The organism is Kitasatospora sp. NPDC059327 (genome assembly GCF_042752535.1).
Lineage (GTDB): Bacteria > Actinomycetota > Actinomycetes > Streptomycetales > Streptomycetaceae > Kitasatospora.
Map to the genome: position 1 here is coordinate 22,430 of NZ_JBHYYB010000029.1, position 18,564 is coordinate 40,993.

Below are 18,564 nucleotides of genomic sequence, written 5' to 3' on the forward strand. Positions count from 1 at the left end.
CGATCATGCTGCCGGCCTCCCTCGACGAGGCCGTCGACGCGCTGGCCGCCACCCCGGCCGCGGTACCGGTGGCGGGCGCCACCGACTTGATGGAGGCCGTCAATGCGGGGCGGCTGCGCCCCGCCGCCCTGATCGGCCTCGGCCGGATCACCGAGCTGCGCGGCTGGCGCTACGAGGACGGCGGCACCGCCGTCCTCGGCGCCGGACTCACCCACGCCCGGATGGACCGCCCCGACTTCGCGGCGCTGATCCCCGCCCTCGCCGACGCCGCCCGGACCGCGGGCCCCCCGCAGGTGCGCAACGTCGGCACCCTCGGGGGCAACATCGTCACCGCCTCGCCGGCCGGTGACACCCTCCCGGTGCTGGCCGCGCTGGAGGCCACCGCGACCCTCGCCCGGGCCGGCGCCACCCGTGAGGTCCCGGTCAGCCACCTGCTCACCGGCCTCGACCCGCTGCGCCCCGGCGAACTGCTCACCTGGGTGCGCGTCCCGCTGCTGCACGCCCCGCAGGTCTTCCTCAAGGCCACCGGCCGCAGCGGCCCGGCCCGCGCCACCGCGTCCGTCGCCCTCGTCCTCGACCCCGCCCGGCGCGCCGTGCGCTGCGCCGTCGGGGCCGTCGCCCCGGTGCCGCTGCGCCCGCTGGAGGCCGAGGCCTGGGTCGCCGGCTGCATCGACTGGGACGGCGGCCGCGAGATCGACCCCACCGCGACGGCCGCCTTCGGCGAGTACGTGGCCGCCGCCTGCGTACCCGACAGCTACGGCGCCGAGGGCGCCTGGGAGGCCGTGACCGAGGGGCCGAGCGCGGCCGCCGTTCGGCTGCGGCGTACCGTATCGGTGCTGGCCCGCCGGGCACTGGGAAGGGCGCTGAAGTGACCACTGACCCCATCGGAACCCTCGACGCCGGCCCGCTCGACCACGCGCCGCAGGTCAGCCGCGAGCTGCGCCCCTGCGCCTCGTACACGTTGCGGGTCAACGGTTTCGAACGGCCCGTCACCGACGCCTGGATCGGCGAGAGCCTGCTCTACGTGCTGCGCGAGCGGCTCGGGCTGGCCGGCGCCAAGGACGGCTGCGAGCAGGGCGAGTGCGGCGCCTGCTCGGTCCAGGTGGACGGCCAGCTGGTGGCCGGCTGCCTGGTGCCCGCCGCGCTGGCCGCGGACAGCGAGATCAACACCGTCGAGGGCCTGTCGGCCGGCGGCGGCGCCAGCGAGGTCCAGCAGGCGCTGGCCGAGTCCGGCGCGGTGCAGTGCGGCTACTGCACGCCCGGCATGGCGATGGCCGTCCACGACCTGCTCCAGCGCAACCACCGGCCCACCGAGGTCGAGGCCCGGCAGGCGCTCTGCGGCAACCTCTGCCGGTGCACCGGCTACCGGGGCGTCCTGGCCGCGGTGCAGAGCGTCGCCGACGCCCGCGCCCTGGAGGCCGAGGAGGCGGAGGAGGCCCACGCGGCCGCCGCCGAGGGGCCCGCTCCGGCCGGCGACACCCCCGCGGCCGCGCCGGCGGTGCCCGAGCCCGCCGCCGACCTGCCGGTCTACACCGACGCCGACGCCTGGATCGAGCACGTCCCGCGGCCGCCCGTCGAGGAGACCCCGACCACCGCCGGGACGGGCCTCGGCGTCGGAGTCCCGTACGGCGCCCCCGACGGCCAGGGCGGCTACGACAGCGGCGTGTACGACACCGCGGTGCTCCCGCCCGTCCCGGGCATCCCCGCCCAGGCCGGCGGGGGGCAGGGGTACTACCCGCCGCAGGGCTACCCCGAGCAGCAGCCGTACCAGGGCACCCCCGCGCACGGCACCTACCTGCCCGGCGGCTACCCGGACGGCGGTTATCCGCCGCAGTCCGGCTACGACGCCTCGCCGTACGACGGCCCGGTCTACGAGCAGACCCCCGCGCACGGCATCCCGGCACCCGGCGCCGGCTTCGACGGCACCGCCTTCGACGGGACCGGCTTCGAGGGCGCGCCCGCCCTCGGCGCGCCGTACGTCCACACGCCCCCGCACGGGGTCCCGGCCGGGGGCACCGCTCCCGCCGGCGTCCCGTACGGTGCCACCCCCGCTCACGGCATCCGCCTCCCCGAGGACGACCACGCATCATGACGTCGCCTACCGACATCGGCGCAGCACCCCAGCAGGACGGCGACGAGGGCGCCGCACGGGAGCCGTTCGGGCTGGGCAGCTCCCCGCTGCGCAGCGACGCCCTGCCGAAGGCGCTCGGCATCTACCCGTACGCCGCCGACCTCTGGGCGGAGGGCCTGCTCTGGGGCGCGGTGCTGCGCTCGCCGCACCCGCACGCGCGCATCAAGGGCATCGACACCTCGGCCGCGCTCGCGCTGCCGGGCGTGCACGCGGTGGTCACCTCCGCGGACCTGCCGCCCGGCCCGGACGGCACCCCCGACGGTGCCCCGGCCGGGCCGATCGTCGCGGACCGGCCGGTCCTGGCCGCCGGCGTGGTGCGCCACCACGGCGAGCCGGTCGCCGCGGTCGCCGCCGATCACCCCGACACCGCCCGGCTGGCGGTCGGTCTGATCGCCGTCGAGTACGAGCCCCTGGAGGCGGTGACCGATCCCGAGCAGGCCTTCACGGCCGGCCCGCTGCACCCGGACGGCAACCTCTTCCGGCACCTGCCGCTGCGCACCGGTGACCCCGACGCGGCCGGCGAGATCATCGTCGAGGGCCTCTACCAGGTCGGCCGTCAGGACCCGGCGCCGCTCGGCGCCGAGGCGGGCCTGGCCGTGCCGCGCCCGGACGGCGGCGTCGAACTGCATCTGTCGTCCACCGACCCGCACGGTGACCGCGACCGCACCGCCGCCTGCCTCGGCCTGGAGCCGGACCGGGTCCGGCTGGTCGTCACCGGCGTGCCCGGCGCCACCTCGGACCGCGAGGACCTCTCGTTCCAGGTCACCCTGGCGCTGCTGGCGCTGCGCACCGGCCGCCCGGTGAAGATGACCCTCACCCGTGAGGAGTCGTTCCACACCCACACCTCCCGTCACCCGGCGCTGCTGCGCTACCGTCACCACGCCGACGCCGAGGGCAAGCTGGTCAAGGTGGAGGCGCAGATCCTGCTGGACGGCGGCGCCTACGCGGACGTCTCGGCCGAGGCGCTGGCCGCCGCCACCGCCTTCTCGGTCGGCCCCTACGTCTGCCCGAACGTCTTCGTGGACGCCTGGGCGGTGCGCACCAACAACCCGCCGGCCGGCCGGATGCGCGGTGAGGGCGCCCTGCAGGCCTGCTTCGCCTACGAGTCGCAGCTGGACCAGCTGGCCGCCCGGGTCGGCGTGGACCCGGTGGAGATCCGCCGGCGCAACGCGATGGCGACCGGTGACCCGATGCCCACCGGCCAGGCCGTCACCTGCCCCGCGCCGGTGGCCGCGCTGCTGGAGGCCGTCGCCGAGGAGCCGCTGCCCGCGCTGCCGGTGGACGATCCGGACGCCGAGTGGCTGCTGCCCGGTGGGCCCGGCGGCGCCGGCGACCCGGCGGCGGTGCGGCGCGGTATCGGCTACGCGGTCGGCATGGTGCACATGCTGGGCGCCGAGGGCGAGGACGAGGTCTCCACCGCGACGGTGCGGGTCAGCGGTGACCACGCCACGGTGATCTGCGCGGCCGTCGACTCCGGCCAGGGCTTCGCCACCCTGGCGCGGCAGATCGTGCAGTCGGTGCTGGGGATCAACGAGGTCTACATCGCCCCGGCCGACAGCGACCAGTCGATCGCCGGGCCCGCCGCCCGCGGCCGGCACACCTGGGTCTCCGGCGGCGCGGTCGAGCGGGCCGCGCTGATGGTCCGCCATCAGCTGCTCCAGCCGATCGCCGCCGACTTCGGGATGTCGGTGGAGCTGCTGCAGATCTCCGACGGCAAGATCACCTCCTACGACGGCGTGCTCGGCATGCCGGTCGCGGAGGCCCTGGAGGGCAAGGAGCTCTGGGCGACCGCGCAGTGCCGCCCGCACCCGACCGAGCCGCTGGACGAGGCCGGGCACGGCGACGCGTTCGTCTCCATCGCGTTCTGCGCGATGCGCGCGGTGGTGGACGTGGACATCGAGCTGGGCGCGGTCCGGGTGGTGGACGTGACCGTGGCCCAGGACGTCGGCCGGGCGCTCAACCCGCGCCAGATCGAGGACCGGATCGAGGCGGGCGTGGCCCAGGGCGTGGGGCTGGCCCTGCTGGAGGACCTGCGCACCGAGGGCGGCCTGCTGCTGAACCCCTCGCTGACCGGCTACCGGCTGCCGACCGCCCTGGACACCCCCGAGATCCGGATCGCCGCCCTGCTGGAGGAGCGCGACGTGGTCGCCACCTTCGGCGCCAAGGCGGTCAGCGCGGCCCCCGCGGTGGTGGCCCCGGCCGCCGTCGCGGCCGCCGTCCGGGCCGCGACCGGCCTGCCCGTCGGACGGCTGCCGATCCGGCCCGAGGACGCCGTCACCGGCTGACCGCGCGGTGGGGCGCCGGGTCGGCGCCCCACCGAGGGGTGAATTCCCGGACAATTACCGGAACGCCGAATAGCCGGTCCGCGCGGAATTCGCGCGGACCGGCCATTCATTTCGGTGGAGGCCATGACGGGAATCGAACCCGTGTAAACCGCTTTGCAGGCGGTTCCCTAAACCACTCGGGCACACGGCCGTGGAGGAGCTGTACCGCAGGTGCGCTCAGGCGCGGCGGCAACAGCGACAGGCGCGACAACACCGGGGAGCCGAGGCGCAGGCGCGGGACGCCGAGAGGGCCACCGTCTTCCTGTTCATCGTCGACTCCTGTCGTCGTTCGCCGTGTTGATGAATTCATCTTGGCGGAATGCCGGTGGGCCCGTCAATGTCCTTGTGTAAATTCTGTATGGCGGGCCGTGCTACCGTCGGAGGCAGGTGGTCGGACTCCGGCCGCCCCGGACGAGCGCGTCGTACCCGGTGACGAAAGACGGCGCAGCACAGCGGCAACCCGGCCGCTGCTGACTGCGGAGGTCCCTCGTCATGGCATGGCTCGTTCTCGTCGTCTCCGGCGTCCTGGAGACCGTCTGGGCGGTGGCCCTGGACTCCTCCAAGGGCTTCTCCCGGCTCGTTCCCACGATCGTCTTCGGCATCGCGCTGGCGCTCAGCATGGGCGGTCTGGCGTACGCGATGCGCTCCATCCCGATCGGCACCGGCTACGCGGTCTGGGTCGGGATCGGCGCGATCGGTACGGCGCTGTACGGAATGGCGGTCCTGGGGGACGCGGTCACCGCGGCGCGGATCGGCTGCCTGCTGCTGATCGTCTCCGGCGTGGTGGGCCTCAAGGTGCTGCACTGAACGGTCCGCCACCCCGGCCGGGACCTGCGGCCTACGCCCTGCGGACCAGTCGTCCGGGGACCGTTGGTCAGGGGTCATAAGGGCTGACGAGCCTTACGATGTCCCGTATGACCACAGCCTCCCCCACCTCGGTCGATTCCGCCCCGATACCCCCCGACGCGACGGATCCGGGGGGCGGTGTCCTCACCGGCCGCTACCGGGCGCTGACCCTGGGGATCGTCTCCGTGGTCCTGCTGCTCGCCTTCGAGGCGACGGCCGTCAACACCGCGATGCCGGTGGCGGCCCGGCAGCTGGACGGGATCCAGCTGTACGCCTTCGCCTTCTCCGGCTACTTCACCACCACGCTGTTCGCCCTGGTCGTCTCCGGCCAGTGGTGCGACCGGCGCGGCCCGCTGCGACCGCTGTTCACCGGCATCGCGGTGTTCGGCGCGGGCCTGGTGGTGGCCGGGGCGGCGCCCGGGATGTGGGTCTTCGTGGCCGGCCGGGCGATCCAGGGCCTCGGCGGCGGACTGGTGATCGTCGCCCTGTACGTGGTGGTCGGGCGGGCCTACCCGGAGCGGTTGCGGCCGGCGGTGTTCGCGGCCTTCTCCTCGGCCTGGGTACTGCCCTCGATCGTCGGCCCGGTGGTCTCCGGCGCGGTCACCGACCACCTGGGCTGGCGTTGGGTGTTCCTCGCCGTCCCGGTGCTGATCCTGCTGCCGCTCGCGGTGATGGGGCCGGCGCTGCGCCGCTCCGAGCGGGAGCAGCCGGTGGCGACGGGCGCCGCGTTCGACCGCCGCCGCACGCGGCTGGCCGCGATGGCGGCGCTGGGGGCCGGTCTGCTGCAGTACGCCGGCCAGCGCCTGGACCTGATCGGGCTGCTCCCGGCACTGGCGGGGGCGGCGTTGCTGGTGCCCGCCGTCCTGGGGCTGCTGCCGGCCGGGACGCTGCGCGCCGCGCGCGGGCTGCCGACCGTGATCCTGCTGCGCGGGGTGGCTGCGGGGGCGTTCTTCGCGGCGGAGGCCTTCATCCCGCTGATGATGGTCACCCAGCGCGGCCTGTCGCCGACGCTGGCCGGCCTGACCCTGACCAGCGGTGGCCTCTCCTGGGCGCTGGGCTCCTGGCTGCAGGGCCGGCCCGGCGCGGAGCGGTACCGGGAGGCGATGATCCGCTGGGGCTTCCTGCTGACGGCGGTGGCGATCGCGGGGGCGGCGCTGGTGCTCGTCCCGGCGGTGCCGGCCTGGGTGGCGGCGCTGGCCTGGGGTGTCGGCGGGATCGGCATGGGTCTGACGGTGGCGAGTGTCAGCGTGCTGATGATGCGGCTGTCCGCTCCGGAGGACGCCGGGGCCAACTCGGCCTCGCTGCAGATGAGCGACGCGCTCGGCAACGTGCTGCTGGTGGGTCTGTCCGGGGTGCTCTTCTCGGCGCTGGGCGGCGGCTCGGTGGCCGCCGCCCACGAGGGGGCCGAGGGCGCCGGCTCGGCCGGCGCGTTCACGGTGATCTTCCTGACCATGGCGGGCGTGGCGCTGGTGGGTGCCGTGCTCGGCGGCCGGGTCCGGAAGGGGTAGGGCGGCGGTCCGGGTCAGCCGACCGCGGCGCCGGCCTGGGCGGGGGCCTGGGTCGGGGCCGGCGCGGGGGAACCGAGGAAGGTCTCCCAGCCCGCGGCCGGCGCCTGGCCGACGGCGAGGCCCTGCAGCTTGCGCAGCACCGCCGGGTCCTGCGCGTCCAGCCAGTCGACCAGCTGGCGGAAGGAGACCAGCCGCACCTCGGGCCTGCCGGCGATGGCCTTGAGCACGTCCTCGACGGCGTTCATGTAGATGCCGCCGTTCCACTGCTCGAAGTGGTTGCCGATGACGAACGGCGCCCGGTTGGTGGTGTACGCGCGCTCGAAGCCCATCAGGTAGGAGTCCCGGGCCTGGGTCTGGTAGGCCGCGTGCAGGGAAGGGTCGGCCTTGGTGTTGCTGCCGGACTGGTTGAACATGATGTTGTAGTCCATCGACAGCACCTGGAAGGTGTGCCCGGGGAACGGGATGGACTGCAGCGGGAGGTCCCAGAGCGCCCCGCCCTGGATCTTCTGCGGCCAGACCTGCGTCCCGTTGCCGCTGCTGTCGTAGCGCCAGCCGCGCTTGACGGCGGTCGGCAGCAGGTTGCGCTGGCCCTCCAGACAGGGGGTGCGGCTGCCGATCAGTTCCTTGCGGTAGTCGAAGGGCAGCGCCGGCAGGTCGGTGAAGCCGGTGGTGGTCCTCCAGTTGGTGACGAAGTCCATCGCCTGCTGGATCTCGCTGTCCCACTCCTCCGGCGACCATTTGCCGACACCGGTGCTGCCGCAGAAGTGCCCGTTGAAGTGGGTGCCGATCTCGTGCCCCTCCAGCCAGGCCGCGTGCAGGTTCTCCAGGGTGTCGTGGATGTGCTGGTCCGAGAGGTAGCCGATGTCGGAGGCGCCGACCTTGTGCTGCGGCGGACGGTAGAGGTCCTTCTTGGCCTCGGGCAGCAGGTAGAGGCCGCTGAGGAAGAAGGTCATCGACGCGTTGTGCTCCTGCGCCAGCCGGCGGAACCGGGCGAACAGGCCGTTGTCCAGCTCCCCGGCGCCGTCCCAGGAGAAGACCACGAACTGCGGCGGGCGCTCGCCGAGCTTCAGCGGCGCGGCGGTGGGCTGGTTCGGCTGGGGGCCGGTGTCCGAGGTGGAGCCGTCGCCGATCAGGGTGGCGGGGGGCTTGGGGGGCGCGGAGCCGGGGGCGGCGTGGTCCGCCGCCGCGCTCGCCGGCACCGGTACCGGGGTCGCCGTCTGGTCGCCGCCGCCCGCGCCGTCGGCGCCGCAGCCGGCCGCGAGGGTGGCCGCGGTGGCGGCACCGGCGGTCAGTAGGGTGCGGCGGGAGAGAGCGTCCATGGTCAACTCCGTTCATGGGGCGTACGGCAGGCGCGAACTGTCCGGTCGGACAAGTGCGGTGATAGGCCTGTGAACGGGGTCAGCATGGCATGTGAACGCGATCGGTCGTCGATCCACCACGAACGGTCGCAACTGATCGCCCGATTGGTGCAACCGGACAGGTGTCCGATGTTGTCGATGGTCATACAGGACGACTCGGGAGCGGCGCTGTCGTGACGTCTGGTCTCTCCGAGTGGTCGCCCACCTACTCGGAGCACGCGTCGGGCCGCTGACCCTGCCGATCGGGGGGTGTCGATAGGACCATCGTATTGACGTGCCTTAGGGTCCAATCCGGTTGAATTGTTCCCAGGGAACTCCCAGGAACGAGCAAGCTGTCAGCAGAGGGGAGCGCCGGGTGGGCGCCCAACAGAGCAGGAGCCCGTGGCCGGGCACCCTGGCGGTCGGCGCCGCGGTCGTCCTCGGCGCCTGGCTGCTGAACGACGGAGGCCACGCCGCACTGCCCCCGGCGCCGGGATCGGGTCAGTCCCTCTCCGGGTTCGCCCCGGTCTCCGTCGTCCCGCCGCTCGGCCCCTCCGCCCCGACCCGGATCAGGATCCCCGCCGTCAAGCTCGACGCCCCCGTCACCGGCCTCGGCCTCGACGGCGACGGCCGACTCCAGGCGCCACCGGCCGCCGACCGCAACCTGGCAGGCTGGTACCGGGGCGGCGCCACACCCGGCCAGCGCGGCACCGCGATCATCGCGGGGCACGTCGACAACACGAGCGGGCCCGCCGTCTTCTACCATCTGGGAGCGCTGCACCGCGGCGACCGGATCGAGATCGCCCGCGAGGACGGCGCGACCGCCGTCTACCAGCTCTACGCCATCGAAGTGCACGACCGAAAGGACTTCCCGGACGACCGGGTGTACCGCCAGGCCGCCGACGCCCAGCTCCGGGTGATCACGTGCGGCGGCGGGTACAGCGAGGAACACGGCTACCAGGGAAACGTGGTCGCCTACGGATTCCTGGCCGACACCACCCGGCCGGGGAAAGCAGTATGACCTCCGTCTCGCTCGCCATCCGCTGGAACCCGATCGACTGGCCGCTCACCCAGGGCCCGATCCCGTACGCCGTGCTCGCCGCCGGCTGGGCCTCGCTGGTCCTGCTCGCCCTCACCCGGGACCGGCGCTGGCGCGGCCGGCGCCCGCTCGGCGCGGTGCTGCTCGCCCTGACGCTCACCGTCCTGGTCAAGGTCGTCGTCGACGACTGGTGGCACCCCTTCCCCGAGGGCCTGCCCGACTACGTGCTCCGCTGGATCGGCCTCGCGCTGCTCGCGATATCCCTGGCCGGCTTCCGCGCGCCCCTGCTGTCCGGCCGTCGCCGGCTGTACGCGGCGGGCGGCGCGGCCCTGGTGCTGCTGATGGCGGCCTCGCAGGTCAACCGGGGCTTCGACCAGTACCCGAGCGCACGGATGATGCTCGCGCCCAAGACCCAGGCACTGACCACCGGCAAGACCCCGCAGACCGTCTCCCCGCCGCCCGGCAAGGCGCTCGCCGACGTCTGGCAGGCGCCGGCCGGGCTCCCCGACAAGGGCACCGTCTCCAGCGCGCCGATCCCCGGCACCAAGTCCGGCTTCGACGCCCGCGACGCCTACGTCTACCTGCCGCCGGCCTACCAGGCCAGCCCCCGGCCGCTGCTGCCGGTGCTGGTGCTGCTGGCCGGCCAGCCCGGCAGCCCCTCCGACTGGGTCACCTCGGGCGGCCTCCAGCAGCGGATGGACGCCTTCGCCGCCGAGCACCAGGGCCTGGCCCCGATCGTCGTGATGGCCGACCAGATCGCCTCCAGCATGGGCAACACCCTGTGCATGGACTCGCGGATCGCCAAGGCGCAGACCTACCTGGCCGAGGACGTCCCGGACTGGATCCGCACCCACCTGCAGACCGCCACCGGCCGGACCTCGCTCGCCATCGGCGGCATGTCGCTCGGTGGCACCTGCTCCCTGCAGCTCGCCGTCAACGCGCCCCAGGTCTACGGCGCCTTCCTCGACATCTCCGGCCAGGCCGAGCCCGACCTCGGCGGCCACGCCGAGACCGTCGGAAAGGCCTTCGGCGGGGACGAGGCCGCCTTCGCCGCCGTCAACCCGGCGAACCTGATGGCGACCCGGAGTTACCCCGACACCGCCGGCGTCTTCGCCGTCGGGGCCGGGGACGCCGCCTTCCGCCCCCAGCAGGAGGCCATGTACGCGGCCGCCCGGCAGGCCGGGATGAAGGTCGAGTTCCAGCCCATCCCCGGCGGGCACAGCTGGTGGGTGTTCCGGGACGCGCTCGAACAGAATCTGCCCTGGTTGGCCAAGCAGACCGGACTGATCCCGTGATCCGACTCGGCTCGCCGCCCGTCCTGGTCGGCCAGCGCGACCGCGAACAGGACCGCGCCCCCGTCACCGGGACGCCCGGTCCCGGCCCGCGCTGGGCCGAGCAGACCGTCACCGGGTTCACCGCCCGGCTGCGCGCCGCGCCGATGACCCTGGTACTGCTGGGCCTGCTCTGGGCGATCGGCGGCGCCACCGGCAGCCTGCTCCACGGCCCGCCCCGGGCCCTGCTGGCGCAGGTCGGGGTCGGCCTGCCGACCCTCGGCGAAGGGCGCTGGTGGACGCCGCTCACCTCGCTGCTCTGGTGCTCCGGCGCCGCCTCGTACGTCTTCACCAGCCTGCTGCTGCTCCTGGTCGGCCCGGCCGCCGAGCGACGGCTCGGCCGGCGGCGCACGCTCCTGGTGTTGGTCGGCGGGCAGGTCCTGGGCACCCTGCTCGGCACCGGGCTGGTCGCCTTCGGCTCGCGGGCCGGCGAGCAGTGGACCGCCGCCGTCGCCGACCAGACCGCCGCCGGCCCGGTGGTCGGCCTGTTCGCGCTGGCCGGCGTGCTCGGCTACCGGCTGAGCGTGCTCTGGCGGCGCCGGCTGCACCTGCTGGTGGTGCTCGTCCCGCTGGTGATGACGCTGTACGTCGGCCATCTGCAGAGCGTCCAGCGGTTCGCCGGCGCCCTGCTCGGCCTCGGCGTCGGCGCGCTGCTCGCCCGGGGCCGGTGGCAGCTGCGCCCGCACCGCTCCTCGCACACCGAGACCCGGGTGCTGGTCGCGCTCTGCCTGGTGGCCGCCGCCCTGGGGCCGCTGATCGCCTCGCTGTACGACAACGCGGCCGGACCGTTCAACACCTTCTCCGAGCTCTACTTCTCGCACCGGCTCACCCCGGACGAGGTCGCCGACTTCTGTGCCCTCTCCGCCCACGACTGCGCCCGCGCGCACGCCGTCCAGCGGATCTTCGACACCCCGGCCCGGCTGATGGCCGCGCTGTTCCCCGCCCTGCTGCTCGTCCTCGCCGAGGGCCTGCGGCGGGGTCTGCGGCTGGCCTGGCGGATCACCGTCGCCACCGAACTGCTCTGGGCCGCGCTGCTGCTCTGGCTGTTCACCGAGACCGGCACCGGCACCGGGGACGTGGTGCAGTACTTCGTCGAGGCGCTGCTGCTGCCGCTGCTCACCACCGGCCTGCTGCTGGTCACCCGGCAGCGGTTCGGCCTGCGGCTGCCGGGCGCGGCGCTCGGCCGGCTCGCCCTCGTGCTCGGCGGGGCGGCGCTGGCCGCCTCGGCCGCCTACGTGGGGTTCGGCCGGCTGGTGGTCGACCAGTTCGAGCCGACGGCGGGAGTGCGCGGTCTGATCGCCGGGCTGCCGGCGCAGTTCCTGCCGCCCGCCTACAACGACCTGCTGCCCGACTACCCGATCGCGGTCGGCCCGTTGGCCCGCATCCTGGAGACGTACTGCGGCCTGGCGTTCTGGGCCGTCGCGCTGACCGCGCTGCTGGTGGCCTTCCGCCGGCCGGTGGTGCACGCGGACGCCGAGGACGCCGCCCGCGCGCGGGCCCTGCTCACCGCGCACGGCGGCGGCACGCTCTCCTTCATCACCACCTGGGACGGCAACCACTACTGGTTCGACGAGGAGGGGCGGGCCGCGGTCGCCTACCGGGTGCTCTCCACCGTGGCCCTGACCACCGGCGACCCGTTCGGCGAGCCGGAGGCCCGCCGCCGGGCAGTGGCCGGCTTCGCCCGGTACTGCGACACCCGCGGCTGGACCCCGTGCTTCTACAGCGTCACCCCGGAGACCCGCGCCGCCGCCGGCCAGCTCGGCTGGCGCTCGCTGCAGGTGGCCGAGGACACCGTGGTGGCGCTGCCCGAGCTCGCCTTCACCGGCCGCAAGTGGCAGGACATCCGGACGGCCCTCAACAAGGCCGGGAAGCAGGGCATCACCGCCGAGTGGTGGGCCTACCACGACGCGCCGCTCGCGCTGCGCGACCAGATCCGCTCGATCTCGGAGGAGTGGGTCTCCGAGAAGGGCCTGCCCGAGATGGGCTTCACCCTCGGCGGGCTGGAGGAGCTGGACGACCCGGCGGTCCGGCTGCTGATCGCCGTGGACGGCGACCGTGTCGTGCACGGGCTGACCAGCTGGATGCCGGTCTACGAGGACGGCGTGCCGGTCGGCTGGACGCTGGACTTCATGCGCCGGCGCTCGGACGGCTTCCGCGGGGTCACGGAGTTCCTGATCGCCTCGGCCGCGCTCGGCTTCAAGGAGGAGGGCGCGCGGTTCCTCTCGCTCTCCGGCGCGCCGCTGGCCCGCTCCGGGCAGGACACGCCGCCCACCGGGCTGCAGCGCACGCTGGACTGGATGGGCCGGGTGCTGGAGCCGGTGTACGGGTTCCGCTCGCTGCTGGCCTTCAAGGCGAAGTTCCAGCCGGAGTACCGGCCGATGTACATGGCCTACCCGGACCCGGCGGCCCTGCCCAGCATCACCCGGGCGATCGGCAAGGCGTACCTGCCGCACCTGACGGCGGCGCAGGGCGTCCGGTTGATGCGCCGGCTGTCCTCCTGAGGCGCTCGCCCGGGCTCGGCCCCGGGCGGTCGCCGGCGGACGGTTCGGGCGCGGGCCGGTCCGGGCGCGCCGGCCCGCGTCAGCCCAGCAGCTCGGTGAGCGCGCGGTCGGCGTCCAGGTACAGGTACTCCTCGCCCTCGGGGACGACCAGCCGGCTGTGCCACAGGAAGCGCCGCAGGTCGGCGGTGTCGAAGCGGACCAGCGCGGTGCCCTCGGGCGCGCGCAGCTCGACCATGGTGCGCCGGCCCGGGGCGGGCCGGACGTGGACGTCGCCGAGGCCGGCGGCCAGTTCCAGGCCGGCCGTCAGCAGCTGACGGGCGAAGACCCACTCGATGTCCGGGCCCGACTCCCGGCCGGTGTCCGGACCGTCGGCCGGTTCGTCCAGCGAGAACTCGGCGGGGAAGCCCATCCGGACGGCGAGCGGATCCTCCGGGCGGTAGACGAGGGTGACCCGCAGGCGGGCCGAGCGGTGGGCGGAGAGGATCAGACGGGCCTGGACGGTCTCTTCGACGGCGGCGTGCACGGCGCGCGTCCCTTCTGTGGGGCGGGGGAGCCTTCTCGGTGGCGTGAGGCCGGCGTGGCGGCTGTGGAGGGTGGGGCCGGCCTCACTGGTGAGAGTCGGTGGGGCGGTCGCGCTTACGCGGTTCCACGAACGGAATCCCGTGATCCAGGTCACATCGGTTTCCGGCCGTCCGGGTGCCGCGGAGGTCGAGCCTGGCCGCCCGAACGGCGCCCAACCGGTACGCTGGACCGGTTGTCCGATTGCCGCCCGACCGCGGGCAGGGGCCGCAAAACAGCCTCTGACCTGCGATGATCCCCCTCGGAGACCGTGAGTACTGCCGCCGCCTCCTCGATGCCCCTCTTCTCCGACGCGCAGGAGCCGCACCCGCCCGCCCGGGCCGCCGGCCAAGGCGCGTCGGCCGCTTCGCACCACCTGTCGCCGGCCTTCCCCGGCCGCGCCCCCTGGGGGACGGCCGGCAAGCTCCGGGCCTGGCAGCAGGGTGCGCTGGACCGGTACATCGAGAGCCAGCCGCGCGACTTCCTCGCGGTCGCGACCCCGGGCGCCGGCAAGACCACCTTCGCCCTGACCCTGGCCTCCTATCTGCTGCACAACCACCTGGTGCAGCAGATCACCGTCGTCGCGCCGACCGAGCACCTCAAGAAGCAGTGGGCCGAGGCCGCCGCCCGGATAGGCATCAAGCTCGATCCCGCCTACTCCTCCGGTCCGCTCTCCCGGGAGTACCACGGCATCGTGGTCACCTACGCGGGCGTCGGGGTCAACCCGATGCTGCACCGCAACCGCACCGAGGCCCGCAAGACCCTCGTCGTCATGGACGAGATCCACCACGCCGGTGACTCGAAGTCCTGGGGCGAGGCCTGCTTCGAGGCCTTCGAGCCGGCCGCCCGCCGGCTGGCGCTGACCGGTACGCCGTTCCGTTCGGACACCAACCCCATCCCGTTCGTCCAGTACGAGGCGGGCGGCGACGGCATCCGCAAGTCGGTCGCCGACTACACCTACGGCTACGGGCACGCGCTGGCCGACCACGTCGTGCGCCCGGTGATCTTCCTGAGCTACAGCGGCAACATGCGCTGGCGCACCAAGTCCGGCGACGAGCTGGAGGCACGGCTCGGCGAGCCGATGACCAAGGACCTGATCGCCCAGGCCTGGCGCACCGCGCTGGCCCCGCAGGGCGAGTGGATCCCCAGCGTGCTGCAGGCCGCCGACCGCCGGCTGAGCGAGGTCCGCAAGGCGATCCCGGACGCCGGCGGGCTGGTGATCGCCACCGACCAGAACACCGCGCGCGCCTACGCCAAGATCCTGCGGGAGATCAGCGGGGAGAAGGCCACCGTGGTGCTCTCCGACGAGGCGGAGGCGTCCCAGCGGATCTCCGACTTCTCGGCGGGGGACGCGCGCTGGATGGTCGCCGTCCGGATGGTGTCCGAGGGCGTCGACGTGCCGCGCCTGGCCGTCGGGGTGTACGCCACCTCGATCTCCACCCCGCTGTTCTTCGCGCAGGCCGTCGGCCGTTTCGTGCGTGCCCGCAAGCGCGGCGAGACCGCGTCCGTCTTCCTGCCGACCATCCCGACGCTGCTGGGCTTCGCCAACGAGATGGAGCTCCAGCGCGACCACGTGCTGGACCGGCCGAAGAAGGAGGGCGAGGGCCTCTTCGACGAGGAGGACCGGCTGCTCGCCGAGGCCGAGCGGGCCAACGACGGCCCGGACGGCGCGGGCGGCGACGAGTTCTCCTACGAGGCGATCGGCTCCGACGCGGTCTTCGACCGGGTGCTCTACAACGCCATGGAATTCGGCATGCAGGCGCACCCGGGCAGCGAGGAGGAGGAGGAGTACCTCGGCATTCCGGGCCTCCTGGAGCCGGACCAGGTGCAGATGCTGCTGCAGAAGCGCCAGCACCGGCAGATCCAGCGCAGCAAGGCCAAGCCGGCCGAGGAGGCCGACCTGCTGGAGCTGCCGGCCGAGCAGCGGCCGGTGGTGACCCATCAGGAGCTGCGCGAGCTGCGCAAGGAGTTGAACGCGCTGGTGGCGGCCTGGCACCACCGGACGAGCCAGCCGCACGGCACCGTGCACAACGAGCTGCGGCGCCAGTGCGGCGGCCCGCTCACCGCGCAGGCGACGGTCAATCAGCTGAAGGCGCGGATCGACAAGATCCGGGAATGGGCGAAGTGACGGGACATCGGTGACCGGTTCGGCACCCCGTTAAGGTCATGTGACGGTAAGGCATACGAGGAGAATCTGTAGAGACAGCCGGTGTGATGATCGGCTAGTGTTCCGCGTGCCGCGCCGCCTACGGGCCCGTCGCTGCGTGCCGTCCCGTCCGGGCGGCTGTCGCAGCCCCCGTGGAGCCGGGCCGGCGACCTCACCAGTCGAGGAAGGCGACCACCCGTCGCGCCCTCGAACATGCCTTCACAAGGAGCACAGCGAAGTGTCGTACCCGCCCCACGCCCAGCCCGAGCTGTCCGACAAGTCGAAGATCGTCGCCGGCATCCTGACGATCCTGCTCGGCAGCCTGGGCGTCGGCCGCTTCTACACCGGCCACATCGGCCTGGGCATCGCCCAGCTGCTGACCTGCGGCGGTCTCGGTGTCTGGTCGCTGATCGACGGCATCCTCTTCCTCACCAGCAACGACCGCACGGACGCCCAGGGCCGTCTGCTGCGCAGCTGACCTTGGACAGGCCATCCGCGGCGCGCCGCCCCGACTCCGGCCGGGGCGGCTTCGCCGTGTTCCGGAGCCGGTTGCCGCTCCCGGCCCGGCTGCGCACCGCGGGGCCACCGCTGGCCCTGCTCGTCGGTGGCCTGGCGGGCTGCGCCTACCTGTGGGACCGCGACCCGCACCTGCCCGGGCGACTGCTGCCGTTCTGCCCCTGGCACAAGGTCACCGGGCTGGACTGCCCCGGCTGCGGCGGCACCCGGATGACGTACGACCTGCTGCACGGCGACCTCGCGGCGGCCTGGCACGACAACGCGGCGCTGCTGCTCTCGCTGCCGCTCGTCGGGCTGCTCTACCTCACCTGGCTGCGGCACGGCCTGGCCGGCCGGAGCTGGCGGCCGCCGCTCGGCCGGCGCGGCACGGCGGCGGTCCTCGGCACCGCGGTGGCCTGGACGGTGCTGCGCAACCTGCTCTGACCCGCCGCCTCGGGTGAGCCGCGACCCGCGCGGCCGGGCCGGGGCGCGCCCCCCCGCCGGGCGGGCTGTCCGAACTTCGGACTGTGGTCGAACTTGTGCCCAGGACTTGCCCGCGAGATGTGGGCATATGCCCCTGTTTGTCATGCGCGGAAAAGTCGATCATGCCCGAATTTTGGACAACCACTTCCGCCGCGACAATTCCTTCACTACCTTTCCCACACGCTCTCCCACCGGGTAACCCCCGGGGGACGGGCGCCGCAGGACCGCCAGGACGTCAAGGACGACACACCGCGGCCCGAGCGCGGCCACCCACCTGCGCGCGACACCTGAGTCCCGGACCGGCGCCGCCGCTCCGGCGACCCGCCGCGGAAAGGAAATGCGCGTCGTGACTGCAGAGACCTCCCAGACCCTGGACCGCGGTGTCCGGGTCCTCAAACTCCTGGCCGACTCCGAACGCGGCCTCACCGTCACCGAGCTCGCCGCCCGGCTCGCCGTCAACCGGACCGTCGTCTACCGGCTGCTGGCCACCCTGGAACAGCACGGGCTGGTCCGCCGGGACATCGGCGGTCGGGCCCGGGTCGGCCTGGGCGTGCTGCGGCTGGCCCACCGGGTGCACCCGCTGCTGCGCGAGGCGGCCCTGCCGGCCCTGCGCAGCCTGGCCGAGGACCTCGGCGCCACCGCCCACCTCACGCTGGTCGACGGCAACGAGGCGCTGGCCGTCGCGGTGGTCGAGCCCAGCTGGACGGACTTCCACGTCGCCTACCGGACCGGGCTGCGCCACCCGCTGGGGGAGAGCGCGGCCGGGCGGGCGATCCTGGAGGCCCGCGGGTTCCCCAGTCAGCGCCGTCCGGAGCAGGGTTTCGTCATCACCCGTGCGGAGGAGCAGTCGGGCGCCAGCGGCGCGGCCGCCGCGCTGGTCGGACTGAGCGGGATCGAGGGCAGTGTCGGTGTGGTGATGCTGAACGGGCTCGTCCCCGAGCGGGTCGGACCCCGGGTACTGGAGGCGGCGACGGAGGTCGCCGACGCCCTGCGATAGCGCCGGGTGTGTTTGGATGCCTCTGTGTCCGACACCAAGCTGCCCAAGGCCCTGACCGCTCCCCGCACCCGCGCGCTGGCGCTGTGCGGGGTGCTGGTCGCCGCGCTGTTCGGCGTGGCGGCCTTCGTCCCGCTGCCGTACACGCTCACCTGGCCGGGGGTCACCGCCGACACCCTGGGCAGCTACCAGGACAAGCCGGTGCTGACCATCACCGGCGCTCCGGTGCGCACCACCGACGGCCAGCTGCGGATGGTGACCATCTCGGCGACCAACCCGGGGGAGCGGACCAGCTTCTGGCGGTCGCTGCAGGCCTGGTTCGACCAGGACGAGGCGGTCCGGCCGACCGAGACCGTCTACCCGCAGGGTGATCCGGCCAAGGCGGAGGAGGTGACGGCCCAGCAGATGACCGAGTCGCAGGACAGCGCCACCACGGCCGCGCTCTCCTACCTGCACCTCTCGCCGGCCCAGGTGAAGGTGAAGATCGACCTCGGTGACATCGGCGGTCCGAGCGCGGGCCAGATGCTGGCGCTGGGCATCGTCGACAAGCTCGCCGGCGACGGCAAGGGCGGCGACCTCACCGGCGGGCTGACCGTCGCGGGGACCGGCACCATCGACGACCAGGGCGTGGTCGGCCCGGTCGGCGGCGTGCCGCTGAAGACCCAGGCGGCGGCCCGGGACGGCGCGACGGTGTTCCTGCTGCCCAAGGACGAGTGCTCGGACGCCAAGGTGAACCTGCCCGCGGGCCTGCGACTGGTGCCGGTGGGCACGCTGAGCGAGTCGATCTCCGCGCTGGACGCGCTGCGCGACGGCGGCACCGTTCCGTCCTGCTGAGGTCGTGCGGCGCGGGGGTCCCGCGGGCCCCGCGCGG

General features: G+C 73.9%; 15 protein-coding genes, 1 tRNA gene and 1 riboswitch. Of the genes, 13 read left to right on the forward strand and 3 right to left on the reverse strand.

Annotation, left to right across the window (positions count from 1 at the left end):
• Nucleotides 1-5: 5 nt before the first annotated feature.
• From ACFXHB_RS19320 to ACFXHB_RS19330, 3 genes are read left to right on the forward strand one after another with little or no spacing between them, the layout of a single operon-like run.
• Nucleotides 6-872 carry an FAD binding domain-containing protein gene (locus ACFXHB_RS19320; protein ID WP_380575767.1) on the forward strand — a complete coding sequence of 289 codons (867 nt, stop codon included), beginning with the start codon at nucleotides 6-8 and terminating at the stop codon, nucleotides 870-872.
• The gene (locus tag ACFXHB_RS19325; RefSeq protein WP_380575643.1) at nucleotides 869-2,092 is read left to right on the forward strand and encodes a 2Fe-2S iron-sulfur cluster-binding protein; all 1,224 of its coding nucleotides are present in this window, start codon (nucleotides 869-871) and stop codon (nucleotides 2,090-2,092) included. The genes ACFXHB_RS19320 and ACFXHB_RS19325 overlap by 4 nt, the downstream gene beginning before the upstream one ends.
• A complete protein-coding gene (locus ACFXHB_RS19330) occupies nucleotides 2,089-4,416 on the forward strand; it encodes a xanthine dehydrogenase family protein molybdopterin-binding subunit (RefSeq protein WP_380575644.1) in 2,328 nt (775 codons plus the stop codon). The genes ACFXHB_RS19325 and ACFXHB_RS19330 overlap by 4 nt, the downstream gene beginning before the upstream one ends.
• Before the next feature lie 115 nt (nucleotides 4,417-4,531).
• Here ACFXHB_RS19330 and ACFXHB_RS19335 read toward each other — a convergent pair.
• A tRNA-Cys gene (locus tag ACFXHB_RS19335) sits at nucleotides 4,532-4,606 on the reverse strand.
• Between the two features lie 233 nt (nucleotides 4,607-4,839).
• A riboswitch (guanidine-III (ykkC-III) riboswitch) is annotated at nucleotides 4,840-4,904 on the forward strand.
• Nucleotides 4,905-4,947: 43 nt separating this feature from the next.
• On the opposite strand from ACFXHB_RS19335, the gene ACFXHB_RS19340 reads away from it, so the two are divergent.
• Entirely contained in the window at nucleotides 4,948-5,262 is a 315-nt protein-coding gene (locus tag ACFXHB_RS19340) for a DMT family transporter (protein WP_380575646.1), read from the forward strand.
• A gap of 107 nt (nucleotides 5,263-5,369) precedes the next feature.
• A complete protein-coding gene (locus tag ACFXHB_RS19345; protein ID WP_380575647.1) occupies nucleotides 5,370-6,809 on the forward strand; it encodes an MFS transporter in 1,440 nt (479 codons plus the stop codon).
• Nucleotides 6,810-6,823: 14 nt separating this feature from the next.
• Here ACFXHB_RS19345 and ACFXHB_RS19350 read toward each other — a convergent pair whose 3' ends face one another.
• Nucleotides 6,824-8,128: a hypothetical protein gene (locus tag ACFXHB_RS19350; protein ID WP_380575649.1), complete on the reverse strand. Its 1,305-nt coding sequence runs from the start codon at nucleotides 8,126-8,128 to the stop codon at nucleotides 6,824-6,826.
• Between the two features lie 394 nt (nucleotides 8,129-8,522).
• On the opposite strand from ACFXHB_RS19350, the gene ACFXHB_RS19355 reads away from it, so the two are divergent.
• Genes ACFXHB_RS19355 through ACFXHB_RS19365 form a run of 3 tightly spaced genes read left to right on the forward strand, consistent with a single transcriptional unit; the run spans nucleotide 8,523 to nucleotide 13,017 of the window.
• Nucleotides 8,523-9,167: a class F sortase gene (locus tag ACFXHB_RS19355; protein WP_380575650.1), complete on the forward strand. Its 645-nt coding sequence runs from the start codon at nucleotides 8,523-8,525 to the stop codon at nucleotides 9,165-9,167.
• Complete coding sequence (locus tag ACFXHB_RS19360; RefSeq protein WP_380575651.1) at nucleotides 9,164-10,480, forward strand: alpha/beta hydrolase; 1,317 nt, start codon at nucleotides 9,164-9,166, stop codon at nucleotides 10,478-10,480. The genes ACFXHB_RS19355 and ACFXHB_RS19360 overlap by 4 nt, the downstream gene beginning before the upstream one ends.
• Nucleotides 10,477-13,017, forward strand: coding sequence for a bifunctional lysylphosphatidylglycerol flippase/synthetase MprF (locus ACFXHB_RS19365; RefSeq protein WP_380575652.1), 2,541 nt, complete (start codon nucleotides 10,477-10,479; stop codon nucleotides 13,015-13,017). Before ACFXHB_RS19360 ends, ACFXHB_RS19365 begins: the two co-directional genes overlap by 4 nt.
• 79 nt (nucleotides 13,018-13,096) lie before the next feature.
• Here ACFXHB_RS19365 and ACFXHB_RS19370 read toward each other — a convergent pair whose 3' ends face one another.
• Nucleotides 13,097-13,540: an SsgA family sporulation/cell division regulator gene (locus ACFXHB_RS19370; RefSeq protein ID WP_380575654.1), complete on the reverse strand. Its 444-nt coding sequence runs from the start codon at nucleotides 13,538-13,540 to the stop codon at nucleotides 13,097-13,099.
• A 330-nt stretch (nucleotides 13,541-13,870) separates the two neighbouring features.
• Here ACFXHB_RS19370 and ACFXHB_RS19375 point away from each other — a divergent pair, with 330 nt between their 5' ends.
• The 5 genes from ACFXHB_RS19375 (at nucleotide 13,871) to ACFXHB_RS19395 (ending at nucleotide 18,527) form a co-directional block, all read left to right on the forward strand.
• The gene (locus tag ACFXHB_RS19375) at nucleotides 13,871-15,703 is read left to right on the forward strand and encodes a DEAD/DEAH box helicase (RefSeq protein WP_380575769.1); all 1,833 of its coding nucleotides are present in this window, start codon (nucleotides 13,871-13,873) and stop codon (nucleotides 15,701-15,703) included.
• Nucleotides 15,704-15,959: 256 nt separating this feature from the next.
• Nucleotides 15,960-16,199, forward strand: a complete 240-nt coding sequence (locus tag ACFXHB_RS19380) for a TM2 domain-containing protein (RefSeq protein WP_380575655.1) — start codon at nucleotides 15,960-15,962, stop codon at nucleotides 16,197-16,199.
• Between the two features lie 2 nt (nucleotides 16,200-16,201).
• Nucleotides 16,202-16,660, forward strand: a complete 459-nt coding sequence (locus tag ACFXHB_RS19385; RefSeq protein ID WP_380575657.1) for a DUF2752 domain-containing protein — start codon at nucleotides 16,202-16,204, stop codon at nucleotides 16,658-16,660.
• 385 nt (nucleotides 16,661-17,045) lie between these two features.
• A complete protein-coding gene (locus tag ACFXHB_RS19390) occupies nucleotides 17,046-17,696 on the forward strand; it encodes an IclR family transcriptional regulator (protein ID WP_380575659.1) in 651 nt (216 codons plus the stop codon).
• 24 nt (nucleotides 17,697-17,720) lie between these two features.
• Nucleotides 17,721-18,527 (forward strand): S16 family serine protease, encoded by an 807-nt coding sequence (locus ACFXHB_RS19395; protein ID WP_380575661.1) that lies wholly within the window; start codon nucleotides 17,721-17,723, stop codon nucleotides 18,525-18,527.
• Nucleotides 18,528-18,564 lie beyond the last annotated feature (37 nt).